Origin of the sequence: Ruegeria sp. Ofav3-42 (assembly GCF_022347725.1) — a bacterium.
Classification (GTDB): Bacteria; Pseudomonadota; Alphaproteobacteria; order Rhodobacterales; family Rhodobacteraceae; genus Ruegeria.
In genome coordinates this window covers 155,403-173,195 of the sequence record NZ_JAKRGB010000009.1, presented here as the reverse complement: position 1 = coordinate 173,195, position 17,793 = coordinate 155,403, and the positions used below count along the sequence as shown (strand labels likewise).

General features: G+C 59.2%; 17 protein-coding genes and 1 tRNA gene. 10 read left to right on the top strand and 8 right to left on the bottom strand.

The genetic code is table 11. From position 1 onward, the window contains the following. Positions 1 to 702: an SDR family oxidoreductase gene (locus tag MHN28_RS14810; RefSeq protein WP_239342890.1), complete on the bottom strand. Its 702-nt coding sequence runs from the start codon at positions 700 to 702 to the stop codon at positions 1 to 3. Positions 703 to 805: 103 nt separating this feature from the next. Here MHN28_RS14810 and MHN28_RS14805 point away from each other — a divergent pair, with 103 nt between their 5' ends. Beyond that, positions 806 to 1,657 carry a LysR substrate-binding domain-containing protein gene (locus tag MHN28_RS14805; RefSeq protein WP_239342879.1) on the top strand — a complete coding sequence of 284 codons (852 nt, stop codon included), beginning with the start codon at positions 806 to 808 and terminating at the stop codon, positions 1,655 to 1,657. On the opposite strand, the gene MHN28_RS14800 is transcribed toward MHN28_RS14805, so the two are convergent. After that, positions 1,648 to 2,550, bottom strand: a complete 903-nt coding sequence (locus MHN28_RS14800) for a LysR family transcriptional regulator (RefSeq protein WP_239342877.1) — start codon at positions 2,548 to 2,550, stop codon at positions 1,648 to 1,650. The genes MHN28_RS14805 and MHN28_RS14800 overlap by 10 nt on opposite strands. A gap of 75 nt (positions 2,551 to 2,625) precedes the next feature. Here MHN28_RS14800 and MHN28_RS14795 point away from each other — a divergent pair, with 75 nt between their 5' ends. From MHN28_RS14795 to MHN28_RS14775, 5 genes are all read left to right on the top strand, one after another. Beyond that, on the top strand, positions 2,626 to 5,838 hold the full coding sequence (locus MHN28_RS14795; RefSeq protein ID WP_239342875.1) for a reductive dehalogenase: 3,213 nt from the start codon (positions 2,626 to 2,628) through the stop codon (positions 5,836 to 5,838). A 129-nt stretch (positions 5,839 to 5,967) separates the two neighbouring features. After that, entirely contained in the window at positions 5,968 to 6,834 is an 867-nt protein-coding gene (locus MHN28_RS14790; RefSeq protein ID WP_239342858.1) for a xanthine dehydrogenase family protein subunit M, read from the top strand. Further along, positions 6,831 to 7,310, top strand: coding sequence for a (2Fe-2S)-binding protein (locus tag MHN28_RS14785; protein WP_239342856.1), 480 nt, complete (start codon positions 6,831 to 6,833; stop codon positions 7,308 to 7,310). Before MHN28_RS14790 ends, MHN28_RS14785 begins: the two co-directional genes overlap by 4 nt. After that, positions 7,310 to 9,565: a xanthine dehydrogenase family protein molybdopterin-binding subunit gene (locus MHN28_RS14780; RefSeq protein ID WP_239342854.1), complete on the top strand. Its 2,256-nt coding sequence runs from the start codon at positions 7,310 to 7,312 to the stop codon at positions 9,563 to 9,565. The genes MHN28_RS14785 and MHN28_RS14780 overlap by 1 nt, the downstream gene beginning before the upstream one ends. Then, positions 9,558 to 9,803, top strand: coding sequence for a MoaD/ThiS family protein (locus MHN28_RS14775; RefSeq protein WP_239342852.1), 246 nt, complete (start codon positions 9,558 to 9,560; stop codon positions 9,801 to 9,803). Before MHN28_RS14780 ends, MHN28_RS14775 begins: the two co-directional genes overlap by 8 nt. Here MHN28_RS14775 and MHN28_RS14770 read toward each other — a convergent pair. After that, positions 9,800 to 10,504 (bottom strand): DUF374 domain-containing protein, encoded by a 705-nt coding sequence (locus MHN28_RS14770; RefSeq protein ID WP_239342850.1) that lies wholly within the window; start codon positions 10,502 to 10,504, stop codon positions 9,800 to 9,802. The two genes, MHN28_RS14775 and MHN28_RS14770, sit on opposite strands and share 4 nt — an antisense overlap. Before the next feature lie 143 nt (positions 10,505 to 10,647). On the opposite strand from MHN28_RS14770, the gene MHN28_RS14765 reads away from it, so the two are divergent. Together MHN28_RS14765 and MHN28_RS14760 are read left to right on the top strand one after the other, a co-directional pair. Further along, positions 10,648 to 10,723 (top strand) — tRNA-Trp (locus MHN28_RS14765). 127 nt (positions 10,724 to 10,850) lie between these two features. Then, on the top strand, positions 10,851 to 11,294 hold the full coding sequence (locus tag MHN28_RS14760) for a hypothetical protein (RefSeq protein WP_239342840.1): 444 nt from the start codon (positions 10,851 to 10,853) through the stop codon (positions 11,292 to 11,294). 132 nt (positions 11,295 to 11,426) lie between these two features. Here MHN28_RS14760 and MHN28_RS14755 read toward each other — a convergent pair whose 3' ends face one another. Continuing rightward, positions 11,427 to 11,636 carry a hypothetical protein gene (locus MHN28_RS14755; protein ID WP_239342839.1) on the bottom strand — a complete coding sequence of 70 codons (210 nt, stop codon included), beginning with the start codon at positions 11,634 to 11,636 and terminating at the stop codon, positions 11,427 to 11,429. A 196-nt stretch (positions 11,637 to 11,832) separates the two neighbouring features. Between MHN28_RS14755 and lptF the strand changes: the two genes are divergently transcribed. Next, positions 11,833 to 12,972 (top strand): LPS export ABC transporter permease LptF, encoded by a 1,140-nt coding sequence (gene lptF, locus MHN28_RS14750; protein ID WP_239342837.1) that lies wholly within the window; start codon positions 11,833 to 11,835, stop codon positions 12,970 to 12,972. Here lptF and MHN28_RS14745 read toward each other — a convergent pair. Next, positions 12,969 to 13,799, bottom strand: coding sequence for a LysR family transcriptional regulator (locus MHN28_RS14745; protein WP_239342826.1), 831 nt, complete (start codon positions 13,797 to 13,799; stop codon positions 12,969 to 12,971). The genes lptF and MHN28_RS14745 overlap by 4 nt on opposite strands. 100 nt (positions 13,800 to 13,899) lie before the next feature. On the opposite strand from MHN28_RS14745, the gene MHN28_RS14740 reads away from it, so the two are divergent. Next, complete coding sequence (locus MHN28_RS14740; RefSeq protein WP_239342824.1) at positions 13,900 to 14,490, top strand: HD domain-containing protein; 591 nt, start codon at positions 13,900 to 13,902, stop codon at positions 14,488 to 14,490. On the opposite strand, the gene speB is transcribed toward MHN28_RS14740, so the two are convergent. The 3 genes from speB to MHN28_RS14725 form a co-directional block, all read right to left on the bottom strand. After that, the gene (gene speB, locus MHN28_RS14735) at positions 14,487 to 15,329 is read right to left on the bottom strand and encodes an agmatinase (protein ID WP_239342822.1); all 843 of its coding nucleotides are present in this window, start codon (positions 15,327 to 15,329) and stop codon (positions 14,487 to 14,489) included. The two genes, MHN28_RS14740 and speB, sit on opposite strands and share 4 nt — an antisense overlap. Next, positions 15,326 to 16,495, bottom strand: a complete 1,170-nt coding sequence (gene nspC / locus MHN28_RS14730; protein WP_239342813.1) for a carboxynorspermidine decarboxylase — start codon at positions 16,493 to 16,495, stop codon at positions 15,326 to 15,328. Before nspC ends, speB begins: the two co-directional genes overlap by 4 nt. Positions 16,496 to 16,576: 81 nt before the next feature. Then, positions 16,577 to 17,788, bottom strand: coding sequence for a saccharopine dehydrogenase family protein (locus MHN28_RS14725; RefSeq protein ID WP_239342811.1), 1,212 nt, complete (start codon positions 17,786 to 17,788; stop codon positions 16,577 to 16,579). Positions 17,789 to 17,793: the final 5 nt, after the last annotated feature.

The window sequence follows — 17,793 nt, the reverse complement described above, 5'->3', positions numbered from 1 at the left end:
TCAGACCGCACGCGTGATGCCGCCATCAACCCGAATGTTTTGGCCGGTGATATAGCCGCCGCCCTCGGAGGCCAGCATGGCTACGACCGAGGCGATCTCGTCATAGCTGCGTCCGTAGCGGCCCAGCGGGATGCGGGCGCGGAATTCTTTTTTCTCAGGCAGGCTGTCGATGAAACCGGGCAGGACGTTGTTCATACGGATATTGTCGGCAGCATACTGATCCGAGAACAGCTTGGTGAACGCAGCCAAACCTGCGCGGAACACGCCAGAAGTTGGGAAAACCGGATCGGGTTCGAACGCGGCGAAGGTCGAGATGTTGATGATCGACCCGCCGCCCTGCGCCTGCATAATCGGTGTCACCAGACGCGTCGGGCGGACGGCGTTCATGAAATAGACGTCCATGCCGGTGTGCCAGTCCTCATCTGTCAGCTCCAGCACCGGCGCGCGTGGCCCGTGACCGGCCGAGTTGACCAGGACGTCGACCCGCCCCCAATGGGCCATCGCCGCATCAACCAGCTTTTGCAGATCATCGTTTGACTGGTTCGACCCCGTTACGCCCACTCCACCCAACTCGTGTGCCAGGGCTTCGCCTTTGCCCGAAGAGGACAGAATGCCAACCTTGAACCCGTCCGCGGCCAACCTCCGGGCGGAATCTGCGCCCATGCCACTTCCACCAGCCGTAATCAGCGCCACTTTGGTCATGTGAAATCTCCATTCGTTGATTGTTCTAAAGTGGGCGCTGCCGGTCGGATTGACCAATCAGTTCTGCTGACCTTATGGTGTAGAAAAACTACTGAGTAATGTGATGGCCGCTCTCCCTCCACTGAACGCCCTGCGGGCTTTTGAAGCATCGGCACGGCACCTTAATTTCCGTTTGGCAGCGGAAGAACTGGGCGTAACGCAAGGTGCGGTCGCCCAACAGGTGCGGGGGCTTGAGGCCCGTTTGGCCACTCAGCTATTTGATCGCCTGCCGCGTGGCCTAGCGCTGACCGAGGCAGGTCGCCGTTTTCACGCGCCATTACGCAGGGCTTTCCGGCTGATTGAAGACGCCGTTGAGGACCTGTCAGGCGACCGACAAATCACCATTTCAGTGACGCCCAGCTTTGCATCAAAGTGGTTGGTGCCGCGCCTTCAGGACTTTACAGAACAGCACCCTGAAATATCTGTTCAGGTCGATGCGCGGGAACGTCTCGCGAATTTTCAAGGGGATGGAGTGGACATTGCAGTTCGCCAAGGGCGCGCGCCTTTTGGGCCTGGTCTGGCAGCAGAGCCGCTTTTCTCAACAACCTTCGTTCCGGTCTGCAGCCCCAAGATCGCAGTTGATATTTCCCAACCTGCTGACCTGCTGAAGCATAAGCTGTTGAATGACACGCACGGCCTTTGGCCGTTATTCCTGCAGCGGGCGGGTGTTACGGGTAAGCCAAGGATGATGAGTTTCAGCCAAACCAGTCTGGCAATCGATGCCGCAGTGTCGGATCAGGGGGTGGCTCTGGCAAACGAGCCTCTGGTTTCGGCGCAACTTGCGGCCGGGCAGTTGGTGCGCCCGATCCCCGACGAATTGGTCGAGGACCTTGGGTTTTACATCGTGACCCCCAAACAACCCCGCCAACCGACGCTCGTCGCGCTGATGAAAGAGTGGTTGCTGTCTCAGACCTGAAGTGTTCCTGCAATCCTTTCGATCCGTTCCCGCAACCAGCGATGCGCAGGGTCGTTGGACGACCGTTGGTGCCAGACCATGTAGATCGAGACAGGCTCACATTCGAAGGGCAGGGGCGCACAATCCAGCGATGCCAGCGGACCATGTTTCATCAGGGCCGTGTCGGTTGAAATCAGGTCGCTGCCCTTCACGAAAGAGGTGATTGCGTTGAAATGCGGCAGCGTCACTGTAGGCGGCCTAATCTGGCTCTGATCGACACCCCGCAAAACCGCGCGAGAACTGCGCCCGTCGGTAAACCTCACCTCGACATGCTCGGTCTCGCAATAGGTTTGCCAACTGTCCGGAGGGTATCGCCGTGCGCTATCAAAATAGATCATCAGCGGGCTGCTGAGGATGCGTTTTTGAATGATGTCAGGCCCGTCCGGCGGCAAAGGGGTCAACATCAATTGGCACCGATCGCTGCGCAAAAGGTCAGAGTCCGGAACTCCGGAGGGAATAAAACCCAGGCTCAGCCGCGCACCTTCGGCCCGCACCGTACGCAGCAACTTGGGAAAGATCAGTTCTCGTGGCATGTCGTTTGTGGCGATCTGAAACGTCATGTCTTCGGAAAGCGGGTCGAACGGACGGTCTTCGGTCAGCGCGCGCATTCCGTCCAGCACGTGTTGCACGGGGTCTTTCAGCGATAACGCGCGTTCGGTCGGCGTCAGTCCCTGACCCGACCTGACGAACAGCGGATCGCCCAGAACCGATCTTAGCTTGGACAACGTATGGCTGATTGCCGATTGAGTCACGCCCAGGCGGTCGGCTGCCTTAGAGACCGAGCTTTCTTCGAGAATGGTCAGGAAGACACGCAGGACTTTGCCGTCCAATTCCGTGAAATCAGTTTTGTTCATACTGTCTATGACTATTCATGAATGGATTTACTGTCCACCGCGCATTAGGTGACAGTCAGAAACAGGAGGCGCGCGATGGGGATCCGCTTTTTCTCGGACAAGAACCGGCCGGTCCATATGGGCCCCTATCCGCTGGAGCGGTTGGCGCGGCAAACGGCCATGCCGGACTTGTCATCCCTGCGGCCTATGCCCGCGCTCAGTTTCCATCGCCCGCATCAGCCCCAGAGCATTGTCAACGCGATGGGCGAATTTCAGGCGATGATGGACGCCATCCGGGACGGGTTTGTGAACCCGGTTATGTCCGAGATTCCAGCAGACCCTGCCACACGCGCCGATCACCTCAAGGCGTTTGGTTATTTCAACGATGCGTCCATGATGGGCTGCGGCCCGCTTCCAGCCGATGCGTTGCTGACCGAGCCACGGCGCAATCCCGATATCGACCGACTGGCCCATGCGCTGCGCACACGGCAGACCAAAACGCTGGCCTCGGGGATCGACCTTATTATGGCCGATCTCAAGGAAAGCATGGAGGCCGCGCCAAAGCCGATGGACACGCACAGGCATGCCATCGTCTTCCTGTATGAGCACAACCGCGATCCCGACCCGGATGAGCCGGGCACGGATTGGATCATGGACGCGCAGGATCACCGCGCTTGTCTGCTGGCGACCGAGAATGCGGTCGTAATTGCCAATTACATCCGGCTGCTGGGGTTCGATGCGCGGGCGCATACCTCGATGTCCTCGGAGGTCGATCTGGGTGAGCTGGCGGTGGCCGCGGGTCTGGCCTCGGTTGAGGGTGGCGAGGCCGTTGTCCCGTGGTTGGGCAAGCGTTTCGGTCTGGCAGCTGTGACCACCGAGATGGAGATTGCGCACGATCTGCCGTTGCAACCAATGGCGCAACAGCCGTGGTTCCGAACGCAAGGCCCGTCGTGGTGGTTGGGAACAGGGTTTGCCAAGAACGCGCTGAACCGCGATGCCTACGCCAAACGACGCTATGTTGACGGGGCCCATCCGTTCGAGAACCTCAAGCGCGTCGACGCACCGACCACTTACATCGATGAAGAAAACGTCGCCCGCGTTCCCAAACGTGCCGACATGTTCGCGCGGGCTCAATTCGGCGACATGGGCAAGTCGCTTCAGGACGCCGCCAAGGGTGGTCATTACGTGCGCAAAGCGGCCCCGAGTTTCGCGCAACGCCGTGCGCTAGGGGCCTTCGTGTTGTTGCAGGACGGGGAAAGCGCCGAGGCGTCGCAGCCAACCGATGCCGACCGAAATGCGGCGAACATCAAGGCCGCGACCTGTTTCCTTGGCGTTGACGCCGTGGGCCTCAGCCGCTGCCCGGAATGGGCATGGTATTCTCATGACGCTACCGGTGAAGAGATCAACCCGTCCCACGATCAGGCCATCAGTATGATCATCGATCAGGGCTATGAAACCATGGAAGGTGCCAGCGGTGACGATTGGATCAGCGTTGCCCAGTCTATGCGCGCCTATCTGCGGTTCTCTTTGCTGGGCGGTGTGATCGCGCAGCAGATCCGTAACCTCGGCTACAAGGCCAAGGCGCATACGGTCATGGATGGCGAGGTGCTGCAGCCGCCTTTGCTGCTGTTGTCGGGATTGGGAGAGGTCAGCAGGATCGGAGAGGTCATCCTGAACCCCTATCTTGGCCCCCGCCTGAAATCCGGTGCGGTGACAACCGACATGCCTATGAGTCATGACCGACCGATCGATTTCGGCCTTCAGACCTTTTGCGAAAGCTGCAACAAATGCGCGCGGGAATGCCCGTCGGGGGCGATTACCGCTGGCCCAAAGCTGATGTTCAACGGCTATGAAATCTGGAAATCCGACAGCCAGAAATGCGCAACGTACCGCGTGACGACGCCGGGTGGGGCGATGTGTGGGCGGTGCATGAAAACCTGTCCTTGGAACCTCGAAGGCATCTTCAAGGAGCGCCCATTTCGCTGGGCGGCGATGAACATTCCCTCTGCCGCGCCTGCATTGGCTAAGCTGGATGATGCGGTGGGCAATGGCGGGCTGAACGACACCAAGAAATGGTGGTGGGATATCGAATTGCAGTCGGACGGCGCTTATCGTCCGACGGCACACCCACTGAACAGGCGCGACCTGCAAACGGATCTGGACCTGAAATACGAGGATCAGACTCTGGCCGTCTACCCGGCCTATCTTGCTCCGCATCCCTGGCCTTATCCCTTTATGATGGACCGCGAGGCCGGGATTGAAGCCTATGAGGCGATGGTAACTGCGGAGGAATACAAGTCCCGCAAGGCGAGCGGAGACATGTCTGTCGTGCATCGTTACTCAATCGCTGGCGACGCTCCGGTGATGCGGGTCGAATTGACCAAAGCCGACAAGATGACTGCCGATGTTACGAAATACGAATTCTCATCGCTGGACGGTGCGCCCCTGCCGGGATGGACAGCGGGCGCACATCTGGACGTGCTGGTTGCGCCCGAGTTCCTGCGTCAGTATTCGATGTCCGGTGATCCTTCGGACCGGTCGGTCTATCAGATCGGCGTGCTGCGCGAAGATAAGGGGAGGGGTGGTTCGGCCCTGTTGCACCGGATTTTCAACGAAGGCCGCAAGGTTTTTATCTCGAAACCCATCAATCATTTCGAACTGGAGGAAGCCGCCACCAAGACCTTTCTGATGGGTGGCGGCATCGGCATCACCCCGATGATCGCCTTTGCGCATCGCCTGTACGCGCTGGGCAAGCCGTTCGAGCTGCATTACTCGGCCAGCACACGCGCCGGGGCCGGGTATCTGGACGATCTGGCGGTGATGCCCTGGTCGGACCACGTGCATTACCATTTCTCGGACGAAGGCACGCGCGCCGATTTGGATGCGGTCCTGCCGAACTATCAGCAGGGGTGGCACGTCTACACGTGCGGGCCGGACCGATACATGGACGGTGTCATCGCAGCGGCCGAGCGTCAGGGTTTCCCCGAAGAGGCGCGGCATCTGGAGTATTTCTCGGTCCCCGAGCAGCCGGACTACGAGAACCACCCCTTCACTCTGAAGCTAGCAAAGTCGGGCAGGGAGCTGACTGTCCCTCAGGACAAGGACGCTGCTCAGGTGCTGAACGAGGCTGGTATTCATGTCGATGTCAAATGCGCAGACGGTATCTGCGGGGTCTGCAAATGCGGGGTGATTTCCGGCGAAATTGAGCATCGGGACTTTGTCCTGTCGAACAAGCAGCGCGAGGATGCGATCATCCTGTGTCAAAGCCGTGCGGCCGAACCTGACGGTGTGATCGAACTCAACCTCTGATCCGAGGTCTGAAAACGACTTCGTGAAACACAAAAATTGGTCGTTACGGCCATGGACGCCGTGGGGTTGCTGCACTAACGTCCCCTGCGAACCCCAGTGAATCCTGATCAACAGGTGCGAGGTATTTTCATGGATTATCACAGCCCCGCCAGCTTTGCCGAGGCATCGGCCCTGGCTGCAAACGCAACGGGCATCACACGGTTTCTGGCAGGTGGCACCGATGTTCTGGTGCAGCTGCGCTCGGAACTGGTGACACCCGATACGCTGATCGACATCAAAAAGATTGACGGCGTCAGCGAAATCAACAGCAATGCCGACGGCAGCTGGACGCTGGGCGTCGCTGCCACCGGCGCAGAAATGAGCGAACACCCGGAACTGGGCCGGGACTGGCCCGGCGTGGTTGAGGCGATGGACCTGATTGGTTCGACCCAGGTGCAGGGGCGCGCGACGCTGACCGGCAACCTGTGCAACGGATCGCCTGCGGCAGATTCCGTGCCTGCCATGGTTGCAGCAGGTGTGACCGTGACGGTGACCGGACCGGAGGGGGACCGCGAGGTTGCGGTCGAGGATATCCCCACCGGTCCCGGCAAGACGTCACTGGCCAAAGGTGAACTGATCTCGGCCGTCCACATTCCCGCCCGGGGCGAGAATGGCGGCGACGCGTATCTGCGGTTTATCCCGCGCACCGAGATGGACATTGCCGTTGTCGGCGTTGGTGTAAACCTGCGTCTGGACGGCGACACTGTCACCGAGGCTCGCGTGTCGCTGGGCGCTGTTGCCCCGACCGTTCTGCTGGTCGAAGACTGCGCGAAGGCCATCATCGGCAGCACGCTGGATGAGGCCGCGCTGGACGCGCTGGCAGCTGCGGCCTCCGCAGCCTGCAACCCGATCGACGACAAGCGCGGCACCATCGAATTCCGCACCGAGGTCGCTGGCGTTCTGGCCAAACGCGCCGCGAAAATCGCCTATGCCCGTGCGAAGGGAGAGCAAGCATGAGCAAGTTCCACGTATCCACTACTGTAAACGGCGACGCGGTCGAATACCTGTGCGACCCGCGCGAAACCCTGCTAGATTGCCTGCGCGACAAGCTGAATCTGACCGGCGCGAAAGAGGGCTGCGGCACCGGCGATTGCGGCGCGTGTTCGGTCTCGGTCGACGGCCGCCTGGTCTGTTCGTGCTTGATGCTGGGCGTTGAGGCGGATGGCAAAACCATCGAAACTGTCGAGGGCATCGCGGATGGTGATGTTCTGCACCCGCTGCAGAAAAAGTTCATTGAACACGCTGCGCTTCAGTGCGGTATCTGCACTCCGGGTATTCTGGTCGCGGCCAAGTCGCTGCTGGAGAAGAACCCCAACCCGACCGAAGAGGAAACCCGGTACTGGCTGGCAGGCAACCTTTGCCGCTGCACCGGATATGACAAGATCATTCGTGCCGTCATGGAAACGGCCGAAGAACTGCGGGAGGCTTCGTAATGGCACTCGACGATCGCAAATCCGACTTCACCTTTGTTGGCACACGCCCGAACCGTCCTGACGGGTTGGACAAGGTCACAGGCCGCGCAAAGTTCGGGGCTGATATCTCGGCCCCCGGCATGCTGCACGGCGCGATCCTGCGCTCGCCCCACGCCCATGCGCGGATCGTGAAAATCGACACCTCGAAGGCCGAGGCGCATAAGGGCGTCAAAGCTGTCGTGACCCGCGCAGATTTTGCAGATGTTCCGTTCAAGCCCGGTCTGGAAGGCGAGTTCTGGAATGTTCTGGAAAACGTCATGGCGGGGGAGAAGGCGCTGTATGACGGGCACGCCGTGGCAGCGGTGGCGGCAACTTCGGCGTTGGCGGCGCGCGATGCGCTCAAACTGATCGAGGTTGAATACGAGGTGCTTCCCCACGTCACCGATGTGGACAAAGCGATGGCGCCGGATGCGCCGGTCATTCGCGAGGGTGCCGCGGATTATTCGGTCCCGGAAGGGATGCATCCGAACGTCGTGCGTTACCACGAAAGCGGTCACGGCGATGTCGAAGCCGGCTTTGCCGAGGCTGATCTGGTCATCGAGGACAGCTTTGTCACTGAGGCGACCCATCAGGGGTACATCGAACCGCACGCCTGCTTGGGTATGCTGGGCAATGACGGCAAGGGTGAGCTGTGGTGCACCACCCAAGGTCACTGGATCGCGCAGAAGACTTGCGCGGCGTTGCTGGGGATCGAAACCTCGCAACTGCGCGTGACTGCATCCGAGATCGGCGGCGGGTTCGGCGGCAAGACGACTGTCTTCATCGAACCGGTTGCGCTGGCGCTGAGCCGCAAGGCCAACCGCCCGGTCAAGGTCGTGATGAGCCGGTCCGAGGTATTCCGAGCCACCGGTCCGACCGCGTCGGCTTCGATGGACATCAAGATCGGGATGAAGAAGGACGGCACCATCTCGGCCGCTCAGGGCGTGTTCCGTCTGCAGGGTGGCGCGTTCCCTGGTGCGCCGGGTGACATGACTGCCATGTGCGCCTTCGCGCCCTACAACCTGACCAACGTCAAGCAGATCGGTTATGACGTCATGGCCAACCGTCCGAAGCAGGCCGCATACCGCGCGCCGGGCGCGCCGATGGGGGCCTTTGCGGTCGAGTCGGTGATTGATGAGCTGTGCAAAAAACTGGATCTGGACCCGGTTGATGTGCGCCTGAAAAACGCCGCGCATGAAGGCACCAAGGCCAGCTATGGTCCGACCTACGAACGGATCGGCCTGGTCGAGACGCTGGAAGCCGCCAAAGCGCACCCGCACTATTCAGCGCCGCTGAAGCCGGGGCAGGGGCGCGGGATTTCCTGCGGGTTCTGGTTCAACCATGGTGGCGAGACTTCGGTGTCGCTGGCGCTCTCTGAGGACGGCTCGGCGCAGTTGATGGTAGGCACACCCGATATCGGCGGCTCACGCGCATCGATGGCGCTGATGGCGGCCGAAGTGCTAGGCATCCCGTACGAGAACATCCGTGTCACCATCGCCGATACGGCCACGCTGGGGTATAATGACGTCAGCCACGGCTCGCGCGTGACTTACGCCAGCGGTCTGGCGACGATCAAGGCGGCCAAACACGCGGTTGAACAACTCTGTGCCCGTGCGGCGGCCAGTTGGGGAATTCCGACCGACGCGGTGAAATGGGAAAACGGCTGTGCCGTGCCCTCGGGCCCTAATGCGGGTGATTTTGACCCGCGCCCGCTGGCGGACATCACCGCCCATATGGGCGCGACCGGCGGTCCGATTTCAGGCCATTTCGAAGCCACCCCCGAAGGCGCAGGCGTGTCGTTTGGCACCCATATCGTCGATGCAGAAGTTGATCCGGAGACCGGCAAGACCTCAATCACCCGCTACACGGTCATTCAGGACGCAGGGAAGGCGATCCACCCGACCTATGTGGAGGGTCAATATCAAGGTGGTGCTGCGCAGGGCATCGGCTGGGCGTTGAATGAAGAGTATATCTATGGCGATGATGGTCGCCTGCAGAACTCGATCTTCCTCGACTACCGCATCCCGGTTGCCAGTGACCTGCCGATGATCGACACGGTGATTGTCGAGGTGCCAAACCCCGGCCACCCGTTCGGCGTTCGTGGTGTGGGCGAAACCGGTATCGTGCCGCCCTTGGCTGCGATCGCCAACGCGGTTTCGCATGCAGCAGGCGTACGGATGCGGCAATTGCCAATGTCGCCGCCACGCATTCTGGCGGCACTGAAGGACAATGGTTAAGGTCCACCTCTGGTCCGGCCTCCGGTCTCTGACCGGGGGCCAGCAGGTGGTCAAGGTTGATGCCAAAACCACCGGCGAACTGCTACGCGAACTCGTGCGCGTGCATCCGCAGCTTCAGGGGCCGATTGATGCGGGTGTTTCCATCGCTATTGACGGGCGTGTCATTGCCACGGGGCTGACCGAACCGATCCCCGAAGGCAGCGAAATATACCTGATGCAGCGACTTAGGGGCGGTTAGCTTTCCGGCGACCACGGTTCGCGACCGACCATTCGGTCGGCCTCGGCAGTGATGACATTCATGTGGTTCTCGAGGCTCTGGCGAAGCTCTTCCATCTGCTCCTCCGTCGCTTTGCGCGGTACGGTATCCGTCCATTCGCGACACAGGAACACGCCTTCGTTGCGCCAGGGCCGGGGCATCAGCAGGCGGTCCCAAGTTCCTGCCTCGCGCCCGTGCTTTGCCGAATAGGTGATCCCGAACACCCGTTTGCCAGACGTACGCGCCCAGATCAGCGGCACGGTCGAAGACACTCGCTCTGGCCCGCGTGGGCCGTCGGCGGCAATCCCTATCGATATCCCTTGCTTCATCTTGCCCAGCACCTCGCGCGACAGCGCGACATGACGCTTGTGGCTGGACATCGCAATCGTATCCATGCCGAACAGTTGTTGAACGCGCCCCACCATGCTGCCTGCCCTTGCAGACGAGGTGATCGAACAAATCTGCCCCTTGTCGAGCGGAAAGAAATACGGCGACTGAGCTAGTCGTTGATGCCAAAGCACCACGATGACCGGCTCACCCTGTTCGGCCAACTGGTCCAGCTCTTCATAGCCGACCCGCTGCCATTGGGTGTTACGATTGACCATCCGGATATAGCTTGCGATGCGTCGCGCTGCCCAGTTCAGAACGGCTTCGCTGTCGGCGATTTTTTTGCGGATACTCACGGATGGGGTCCCTCGTACTGACCAAACCGTGTCTTATAGAACTCAACGCTGCACGCAACTTGTTTGTCGGATGCATTAGTCGCGCAGAATCTGAAAAAGCCTCTTGAGTCCGCCGCGCGGCTGGCATATCTGAGGCGCACCTTAGGGGTATAGCTCAGTTGGTAGAGCGACGGTCTCCAAAACCGTAGGTCGCGGGTTCGAACCCTGCTGCCCCTGCCATTTCCCAAATAACCGGAAACAATGCGCGCGTGTAAGCGGTGCCGCTGGGCCTGTGATTTTGGATTTTTGAGAAAACAACGTATCCTTTTCCAATTATTTCGGAAATTCTGATCGTGGGGGCGGTCAAATGCGAGTTTTCTTCAAGCAAGGGTTGGTGGTTTTCTGGTTCCTGTGGTGGGCTATGGCGTTCCTGACCGATTTCGTCGGAGGGCTGGAGCTGTTGGGTGTGACGTCGACGCCTTGGTTTGACGGACACAATTATCCATTTCTTGTGAAGACACTGGAGCAGTTTGGTTCCACAACAGCGATAAATGTCTCACTGTTCATCGGGATCATTCTGTGGGCATTGCTGTCTGCGGGGCTTTTCCTGATCGCTTTGGGGACACCTTACTCTCACACGGAGCTGTGGTTCCGCCGCGTGGATATGGCCTTTATCGTTTCGCTGGGGCTGTGGCTGGCTTTCTTTCTCTCGGACCAGACCGTCATGAAATTTGATCTGGAAGAAAACCACATGGTTCAGGGCGGCTTCCAGCTATTGTGTTACCTGACCATTTACGTATTGCCGGATTGAGCGGCTTGCGGGCTCTGAATACGCGTTAGAAATTCGTGCTTAAGGCGGAGCTTTCTGGTTTTAGGCGCGCGGCGTGACGCTGTGTTGAGCTTTTGTCACGCCGAACGCACAGCCCGGAATAAGGCTCCGAACTCAGCCCGTGAAGTAATGCCGGTAAACCATCTCGTGCATGTCGCGTCTGCAATAGCCCAGATCCATTAGCTCCTTTTCCGACATCCTGTCGATTTCGCACCGTTTACGTTTGTACTCAGCTTTCCTTTCACGCTTTGACTTTCTTTCCTCTGCGGACGCAAAGAGGTTCGAAAATGCACCGTTTCCGGTGATGAAGTCAGCATAGGCCATCATATTCTCCTCCATTTCATGGTGGCTGTCCTTGACATTCAGATTGGTGGCCGTGCTGAACCTTGCCTGTCGGAGAAATTAACGTTGGTTTAGGCATCAAGTGGGGCGGCAACCGCGCAATTCGGTCAATCCCGGTTTCCTACGCCTGGGGAATGGCCTATGGTCCAGCCCACGACAGACAGGCGAAAGAGGTTTCATGTCGCGCTTTGACGGTTATTTCCTGCGGCAATTGCTGATTCTGTTCGGCTTCTTCACTCTGGTTCTTGTCGGCGTGTTCTGGATCACCCGTTCCGTCAGCCTGTTCGACCGTGTGATTAGTGGCGGTCAGTCTGCGATCGTGTTTCTGGAATTCACGGCGCTGACCCTGCCGACCCTGATCCGAACCGTAATGCCGATGGCCGTGTTTGCTGCTGCCGTCTATGCCACCAACCGCCTCAGCCGTGAAAGCGAGATGACGGTGATGCTGGCCACCGGAACCAGCCCATGGAGGCTGGGGCGTGCGGTGTTCCTGTTCGGTATCCTGACGGGTCTGATGATGGCTGCGATCAGTGTTTTCCTGCGCCCCGCATCGGTTGATCAACTTGAACAACGCCAGGCCGAAGTCGCCGGTGATGTCACTGCGCAACTACTGAATGAGGGCGAGTTCCTGCATCCTGCGCAGGGCGTTACGGTGTATATCGGTGAAATTGATCTGGACGGTACGCTGTCCGAAGTTTTTGTTTCGGACCGCCGGGATGAAGAAAGCCCGGTCAGTTATTCCAGCAAGACGGCCTATCTGGTCAACAACGGCACAGGCATTCATCTGGTGATGGTCGACGGGATCGCGCTGAGACTGGACCAGCAGGGCCGAACGCTGTCTTCGACCCTGTTTGAGGATGCATCCTACGATATCTCCGCGCTCACAAGCGCGGATACCATGACGGCCCGCAGCCTTGAGGCGATCCCGACGATTGAGCTGTTGCAGGACCGCGATGCCATTTTGGCGTCCGAGTATTTCTCTGAGGGACAGATGATCGAGGAACTGCATCAGCGGTTTTCGTGGATCGCGATCTGTATCGCTGTGGCGATGGCCGGATTTTCGACGCTGATGCTGGGCAGTTTCTCGCGCTTCGGTCTGTGGCCGCAAATATTCGGAGCTTTCACGATTCTGGTCTTGCTAGAAGGTGTCCGGGGATTTGTCTCACCGGTCGTGATCGAAGATCCGAAACTGTGGATTCTGCTCTATTTGCCAGCCATTATCGGCATCCTGATCTCGTGTGTGTTCCTGCTGATCGCCGGGCGGCCATTGATACGTGCCCGATCACGGGGGACGAATGGAGCCTTGTCTCAGGCCTAACTGGACTGGCGAAGATCGGTCAGGCACGTCATCACGTCTTCAAAGGCATCGCTGTCTCGCCTGGTCACAAGGTAAAGCGGCAACATCAGGTCCAGCGCCCCGGCGACCGGCGTCAATTTTCCCGCGCTCAACTGATCCCGAATGACATATTCGGGAAAATAGCCAGTCCCACCACGTTGCAGAACATAACGCAGGGCCATCATGCAGTTGCCCAGAAAAATCGTCTGCCCCGAGGCTTTCCGCGCCGTTGATCGCACGTGGTCCTGATAGATCTCGCCCAGCTCCAGATTGACGAAAACCGGATCGTCGGACTTGTCCGGTGTCTCAACCAACAACAGGCATTCCGGCGTCAGTTCTTGGTACAGAACACGTTGATCCGAGGGTTTTTCGTGGGTGAGTGCCGCGTCCAGTACATGCGTCGCGACAGCCTCGACCATGTTGAGGTCGTGATCGTAGTTGAGCGTCAGCAACAACTGGCCAAGACGCTGTTCGTATCGGACAGCCAGATCGACCAGTAAGGGATCCCAAACGCTCAGCTGCGCGCCAAGACGCAGCGCGATTCTGTGCTGAGTCTGATCCGGCAGATCACGAGAGGCAAAGGACCAGAGCGATAGCATCTGCTCGGCATAGGGCCGGAACTGTCGGCCGAAATCCGTCAGGTTGGTGCCTCCGGCGCCCCGGGTGAACAGCGGTTTGCCGGTTTCCTCTTCAATCAGCTTGATACGGGCGCTGACAGCTGTCTGAGTCACGTTGAGTCTGCGCGCGGCGGCATGGAACCCGCCGGTTTCCGCAACACAGAGAAATGTTTCGAGCGCTTTGATCTGCATGGCGAAAGTATTTTTTCATCAGACCGATAAAATCAATTCGTTTTTTTGAACACCAACCTTGGGCTAAGTTGGGACCAGCAGATCAGCCAGAGGAAACACCATGCTGGACAAAAGCCACAAACCGACCTGGACCAGTTTTGAAGAGGCAACCAAGGCCGACTGGGACGCTGTCATGGACTATGAAGAGGCGTACAACGCCGCGTTGCCGGACCGTATCCTGGATGCCATCCGATCGCTTGATGAAGAGTGGACGCCCTATCCCGTGAACCGCTACCAGCACAGCCTTCAAGCCGCGACACGTGCTTATGAGGATGGCGCGGATGAGGAGCTGGTCGTCGCGGCGTTGATCCATGACACCGGAGATATCCTGTCACCCTACAACCATGGTGAGCTGTCTGCGGCGATGATGAAGCCTTATGTCAGCGAGAAAACCCATTGGATTCTAAAGCACCACTGCGTGTTTCAGGGCTATTACTACAATCATCACCTCGGCGGCGATCGCAACGCCCGCGACAAGTACCGCGACAGCCCGTATTGGGAGGACTGCCGCTATTTCTGCCATGAGTACGATCAAAAGGCGTTTGATCCGGATTATCCGACCAAGCCTCTGGAGTTTTTCGAGCCCATGCTGCGCCGCGTTCTGAACAAGGGCGAGGGCCACATGGAACTGAACGAAACGTCCGAGGGTTAACAGGCCGCCATCAGGCGATAGACGATTTGAGCGGCGGTAAAGTCCCAGGCGGCGTTGCCGTCCGGGGCAAGCTCGACCACGTCAAAGCCCACGCATTTGCGGTGCTGCAGTGCGTGTTCGACCAACCGCAGCGCTTGGTAATAGCCCAGTCCTCCGGGAACCGGTGTTCCAGTGGCAGGCATTTGCGATGGGTCCAACCCGTCGACGTCAAAGCTGACATAGACCAGCTCGGGGAAATCCTCGGGCAAGTCGACGGCGTGGATACTGCCTGTCACCAGTTCTTCGGCATCCACGTGGAAAACGTGGTTTTTCAAACGGCTCTTTGCTTCTTCCGTAGAAAATGCGCGCACACCGAATTGGGCCAGCTTGATGCCTTCCTCGGCCAGCAGGTGCATAACTGAGGCGTGGCTGTGTTTCTCGCCCTGATAAGCGTTGCGCAGGTCGGCATGGGCGTCGATCTGGACGATGCCGATTGGTTGCTCCATTGCGCGCGCCACTCCCATGACGGCGCCGTAGCTGAGTGAATGCTCGCCGCCCAAAGTGACCGGTATCTTGCCTGCGCGAACGGCGGCTTCGGTGCGTTGGGACAGGCGGTCCATAATCTCGGCCAGCGAGGCGTCGCAATCGATGGGGTCTTCGGTGAAAATGCCCTCGACACAAGGTTCGGCGTGACCGGTGATGCGTTCCAGTTCATTGCTGGCCTCGATAATTGCTTCGGGGCCTTTGGCGGTGCCCGAGCCGTAGGACACTGTGCGCTCCAGCGGCACCGGAATCACGCGGAACCGGGCGTCTTCGGTGCGCTCGGATGCGGTCAATTCACTGTCGAGGAATATGCTCATGAGAGTCTGTCCTTAAAGTCGTTATAGCCGAAATGTTTGATGATCTTCAGCTCGTCCGTTTCGCTGTTCCACAGCGCGATGGAGGGCAGGGGAACGCCGTTGAACGTGTTGGTCTTGACCATCGAGTAATGCGCCTGATCAAGGAAGGCAAAGCGCTGGCCGATCTCCAACGGTTTATCCCACGTGTAGTCACCGATCACGTCGCCGGCCAGGCAGGACGGGCCGCCCAGACGGTAGGTGTGGCCCGACCCGGCCTCATCCATCAGGGCGGGGCGATAGGGGGCCTCGATCACGTCGGGCATATGGCAGGTGGCCGAGATATCGGTGATCGCAAGGTTCATGCCGTTGGTGGGCAGGTCGAGGATTTCCCCGACCAGAATGCCCGCATCCAAAGCGACGGCCTCGCCGGGTTCGAGATAGACGTCGATGCCGTATGTTTCACGGATGGTCTGAATGAACTTCACCAGCCCGTCGCGGTCGTAATCGTCGCGGGTGATGTGGTGGCCACCGCCGAAATTGAGCCATTTGAGCTGACCGATATAGGGCGCAATCTTCGGTTCAAGGGCCGTCCATGTGCGTAGCAATGGCTCGAACCCTTGTTCGCAGAGGGTATGCATGTGCAGGCCATCCACACCAGCCAGTGCCTCTGCGGTCAGTTGACTGACGGGAGTTCCCAGCCGCGAACAAGGCGCACAGGGGTCGTATTTGGGAATTTCACCCTCAGAGTGTTCCGGGTTGATGCGAAGTCCGACCTGAACACCCGCGGCTTGCGCCTTGGCGAGGAAGCGATCCTTTTGCACCGGAGAGTTGAAGATGATGTGGTCTGACAGCGACAGGATTTCATCCATGTCCGCGTCTTTGTAACCGGCGCAGAATGTGGCGACTTCACCGCCGTATTCTTCGCGCCCCAGCCGCGCCTCATAGATACCGCTGGCACAGGTGCCGCCGAGGTGCTGGCGGACCAGCGGGGCAAGCGAGAACATCGAGAACGCCTTGAGGGCGCTGAGCACATGTGCACCGGACCGGGTTCCGATGTCGGAGAGAATGGTCAGGTTTCGCTCGACGGCCTTTTCATCGACCACGAAGCATGGAGTCAGCACGCGGCTCAGGTCAAATCTGCGAAAGGCTCCGGCGTCGCCGGCCTGTGTGGTCATCATGTCGGACATAACCGGCGTCTCCGAGTTGTGGAGAGGCCGGGGGCGCTGCCCCCGGACCCCCGGAGTATTTGGGAAAAGATGAAGGTCAGATCAGAATTCGACCGGGCCGTTGAGTTCGTGGACCTGCCACGGCAGGCCGTGTTCGTTCAGCATGTCCATGAAATCATCCGGGTCGAGCTGTTCCATGTTCCACACGCCCGGCTCGGTCCAGTTGCCTTTCAGCACCTGCGCCGCGCCGATCATGGCGGGGACACCAGTGGTGTAGCTGACGGCCTGGCTGCCGACCTCGGCATAGCATTCTTCGTGGTCGCAGATGTTATAGATGTAATAGGTCTTCTCGCCCGAACCGTCCTTGGCCTGGCCCGTAGCGATGTCGCCGATGCAGGCCTTGCCCTTGGTTTCCGCGCCCAGATCGCCGGGATCGGGGAGCAGGGTTTTCAGAAACTGGATCGGGATGATTTCCTTGCCGTCATGCATCACCGGGTCGATGCGGGTCATGCCGACGTTTTCCAGCACTTTGGCGTGGGTGATGTAGGCGTCACCGAAGGTCATCCAGAAGCGGGCGCGTTCGATCTCGGGGAAGTGGGTCGAGAGCGACTCCAGTTCCTCGTGATACATGAGGTACATGTTTTTCTGGCCGATGGCGGGGAAGTCGAACTCGACCTTGTGGGTCATGGCGGGGGAGTGTTTCCACTCGCCGTTTTCCCAATGGCGTACTTCGGCCAGAACCTCGCGCAGGTTTATCTCGGGGTTGAAGTTAGTGGCGAATTCCTGATCGTTCGACCCGCCATTGGCGTCCAGCACGTCGATCTGGCGGATCGTGTCCAGCTTGTGTTTTTTCAGCCATTTCGCGAAGACGGATGTAACGCCCGGATCGAAGCCCGAGCCGAGGATGGCGGTCAGGCCGGCCTCTTTGAACTTGTCCTGGTAGGCCCACTGCCAGTGATATTCGAACTTGGCCTCGTCTTCGGGTTCATAGTTCGCGGTATCCAGATAGTTGATACCGGCCTCGAGACACGCGTCCATCAGCACCAGATCCTGATAGGGCAGGGCGAGGTTCACCAGGATCTCGGCACCGGTTTCCTTGATCAGCCTGACTGTGTCTTCGACTTTGTAAGCGTCCAGCTCGGCGGTTTTGATATCAACGCCGACGCGATCCTTCACTGCTTTGGCGATGGCGTCGCATTTTGACTTGGTTCGGCTGGCCAGTGTGATTTCGGTGAAAATGTCCGAATTCATCGCCATCTTGTGCACGGCGGCGTGGGATACGCCACCCGCGCCGACAACCAGTGTTTTGCCCATGGGGT

Coding starts and splice junctions, on each gene's coding strand:
- MHN28_RS14810 (WP_239342890.1), bottom strand. CDS start 702: ATGACCAAAGTGGCGCTGATTACGGCTGGTGGAAGTGGCATGGGCGCA.
- MHN28_RS14805 (WP_239342879.1), top strand. CDS start 806: ATGGCCGCTCTCCCTCCACTGAACGCCCTGCGGGCTTTTGAAGCATCG.
- MHN28_RS14800 (WP_239342877.1), bottom strand. CDS start 2,550: ATGAACAAAACTGATTTCACGGAATTGGACGGCAAAGTCCTGCGTGTC.
- MHN28_RS14795 (WP_239342875.1), top strand. CDS start 2,626: ATGGGGATCCGCTTTTTCTCGGACAAGAACCGGCCGGTCCATATGGGC.
- MHN28_RS14790 (WP_239342858.1), top strand. CDS start 5,968: ATGGATTATCACAGCCCCGCCAGCTTTGCCGAGGCATCGGCCCTGGCT.
- MHN28_RS14785 (WP_239342856.1), top strand. CDS start 6,831: ATGAGCAAGTTCCACGTATCCACTACTGTAAACGGCGACGCGGTCGAA.
- MHN28_RS14780 (WP_239342854.1), top strand. CDS start 7,310: ATGGCACTCGACGATCGCAAATCCGACTTCACCTTTGTTGGCACACGC.
- MHN28_RS14775 (WP_239342852.1), top strand. CDS start 9,558: ATGGTTAAGGTCCACCTCTGGTCCGGCCTCCGGTCTCTGACCGGGGGC.
- MHN28_RS14760 (WP_239342840.1), top strand. CDS start 10,851: ATGCGAGTTTTCTTCAAGCAAGGGTTGGTGGTTTTCTGGTTCCTGTGG.
- MHN28_RS14755 (WP_239342839.1), bottom strand. CDS start 11,636: ATGGCCTATGCTGACTTCATCACCGGAAACGGTGCATTTTCGAACCTC.
- lptF (WP_239342837.1), top strand. CDS start 11,833: ATGTCGCGCTTTGACGGTTATTTCCTGCGGCAATTGCTGATTCTGTTC.
- MHN28_RS14745 (WP_239342826.1), bottom strand. CDS start 13,799: ATGCAGATCAAAGCGCTCGAAACATTTCTCTGTGTTGCGGAAACCGGC.
- MHN28_RS14740 (WP_239342824.1), top strand. CDS start 13,900: ATGCTGGACAAAAGCCACAAACCGACCTGGACCAGTTTTGAAGAGGCA.
- speB (WP_239342822.1), bottom strand. CDS start 15,329: ATGAGCATATTCCTCGACAGTGAATTGACCGCATCCGAGCGCACCGAA.
- nspC (WP_239342813.1), bottom strand. CDS start 16,495: ATGTCCGACATGATGACCACACAGGCCGGCGACGCCGGAGCCTTTCGC.
- MHN28_RS14725 (WP_239342811.1), bottom strand. CDS start 17,788: ATGGGCAAAACACTGGTTGTCGGCGCGGGTGGCGTATCCCACGCCGCC.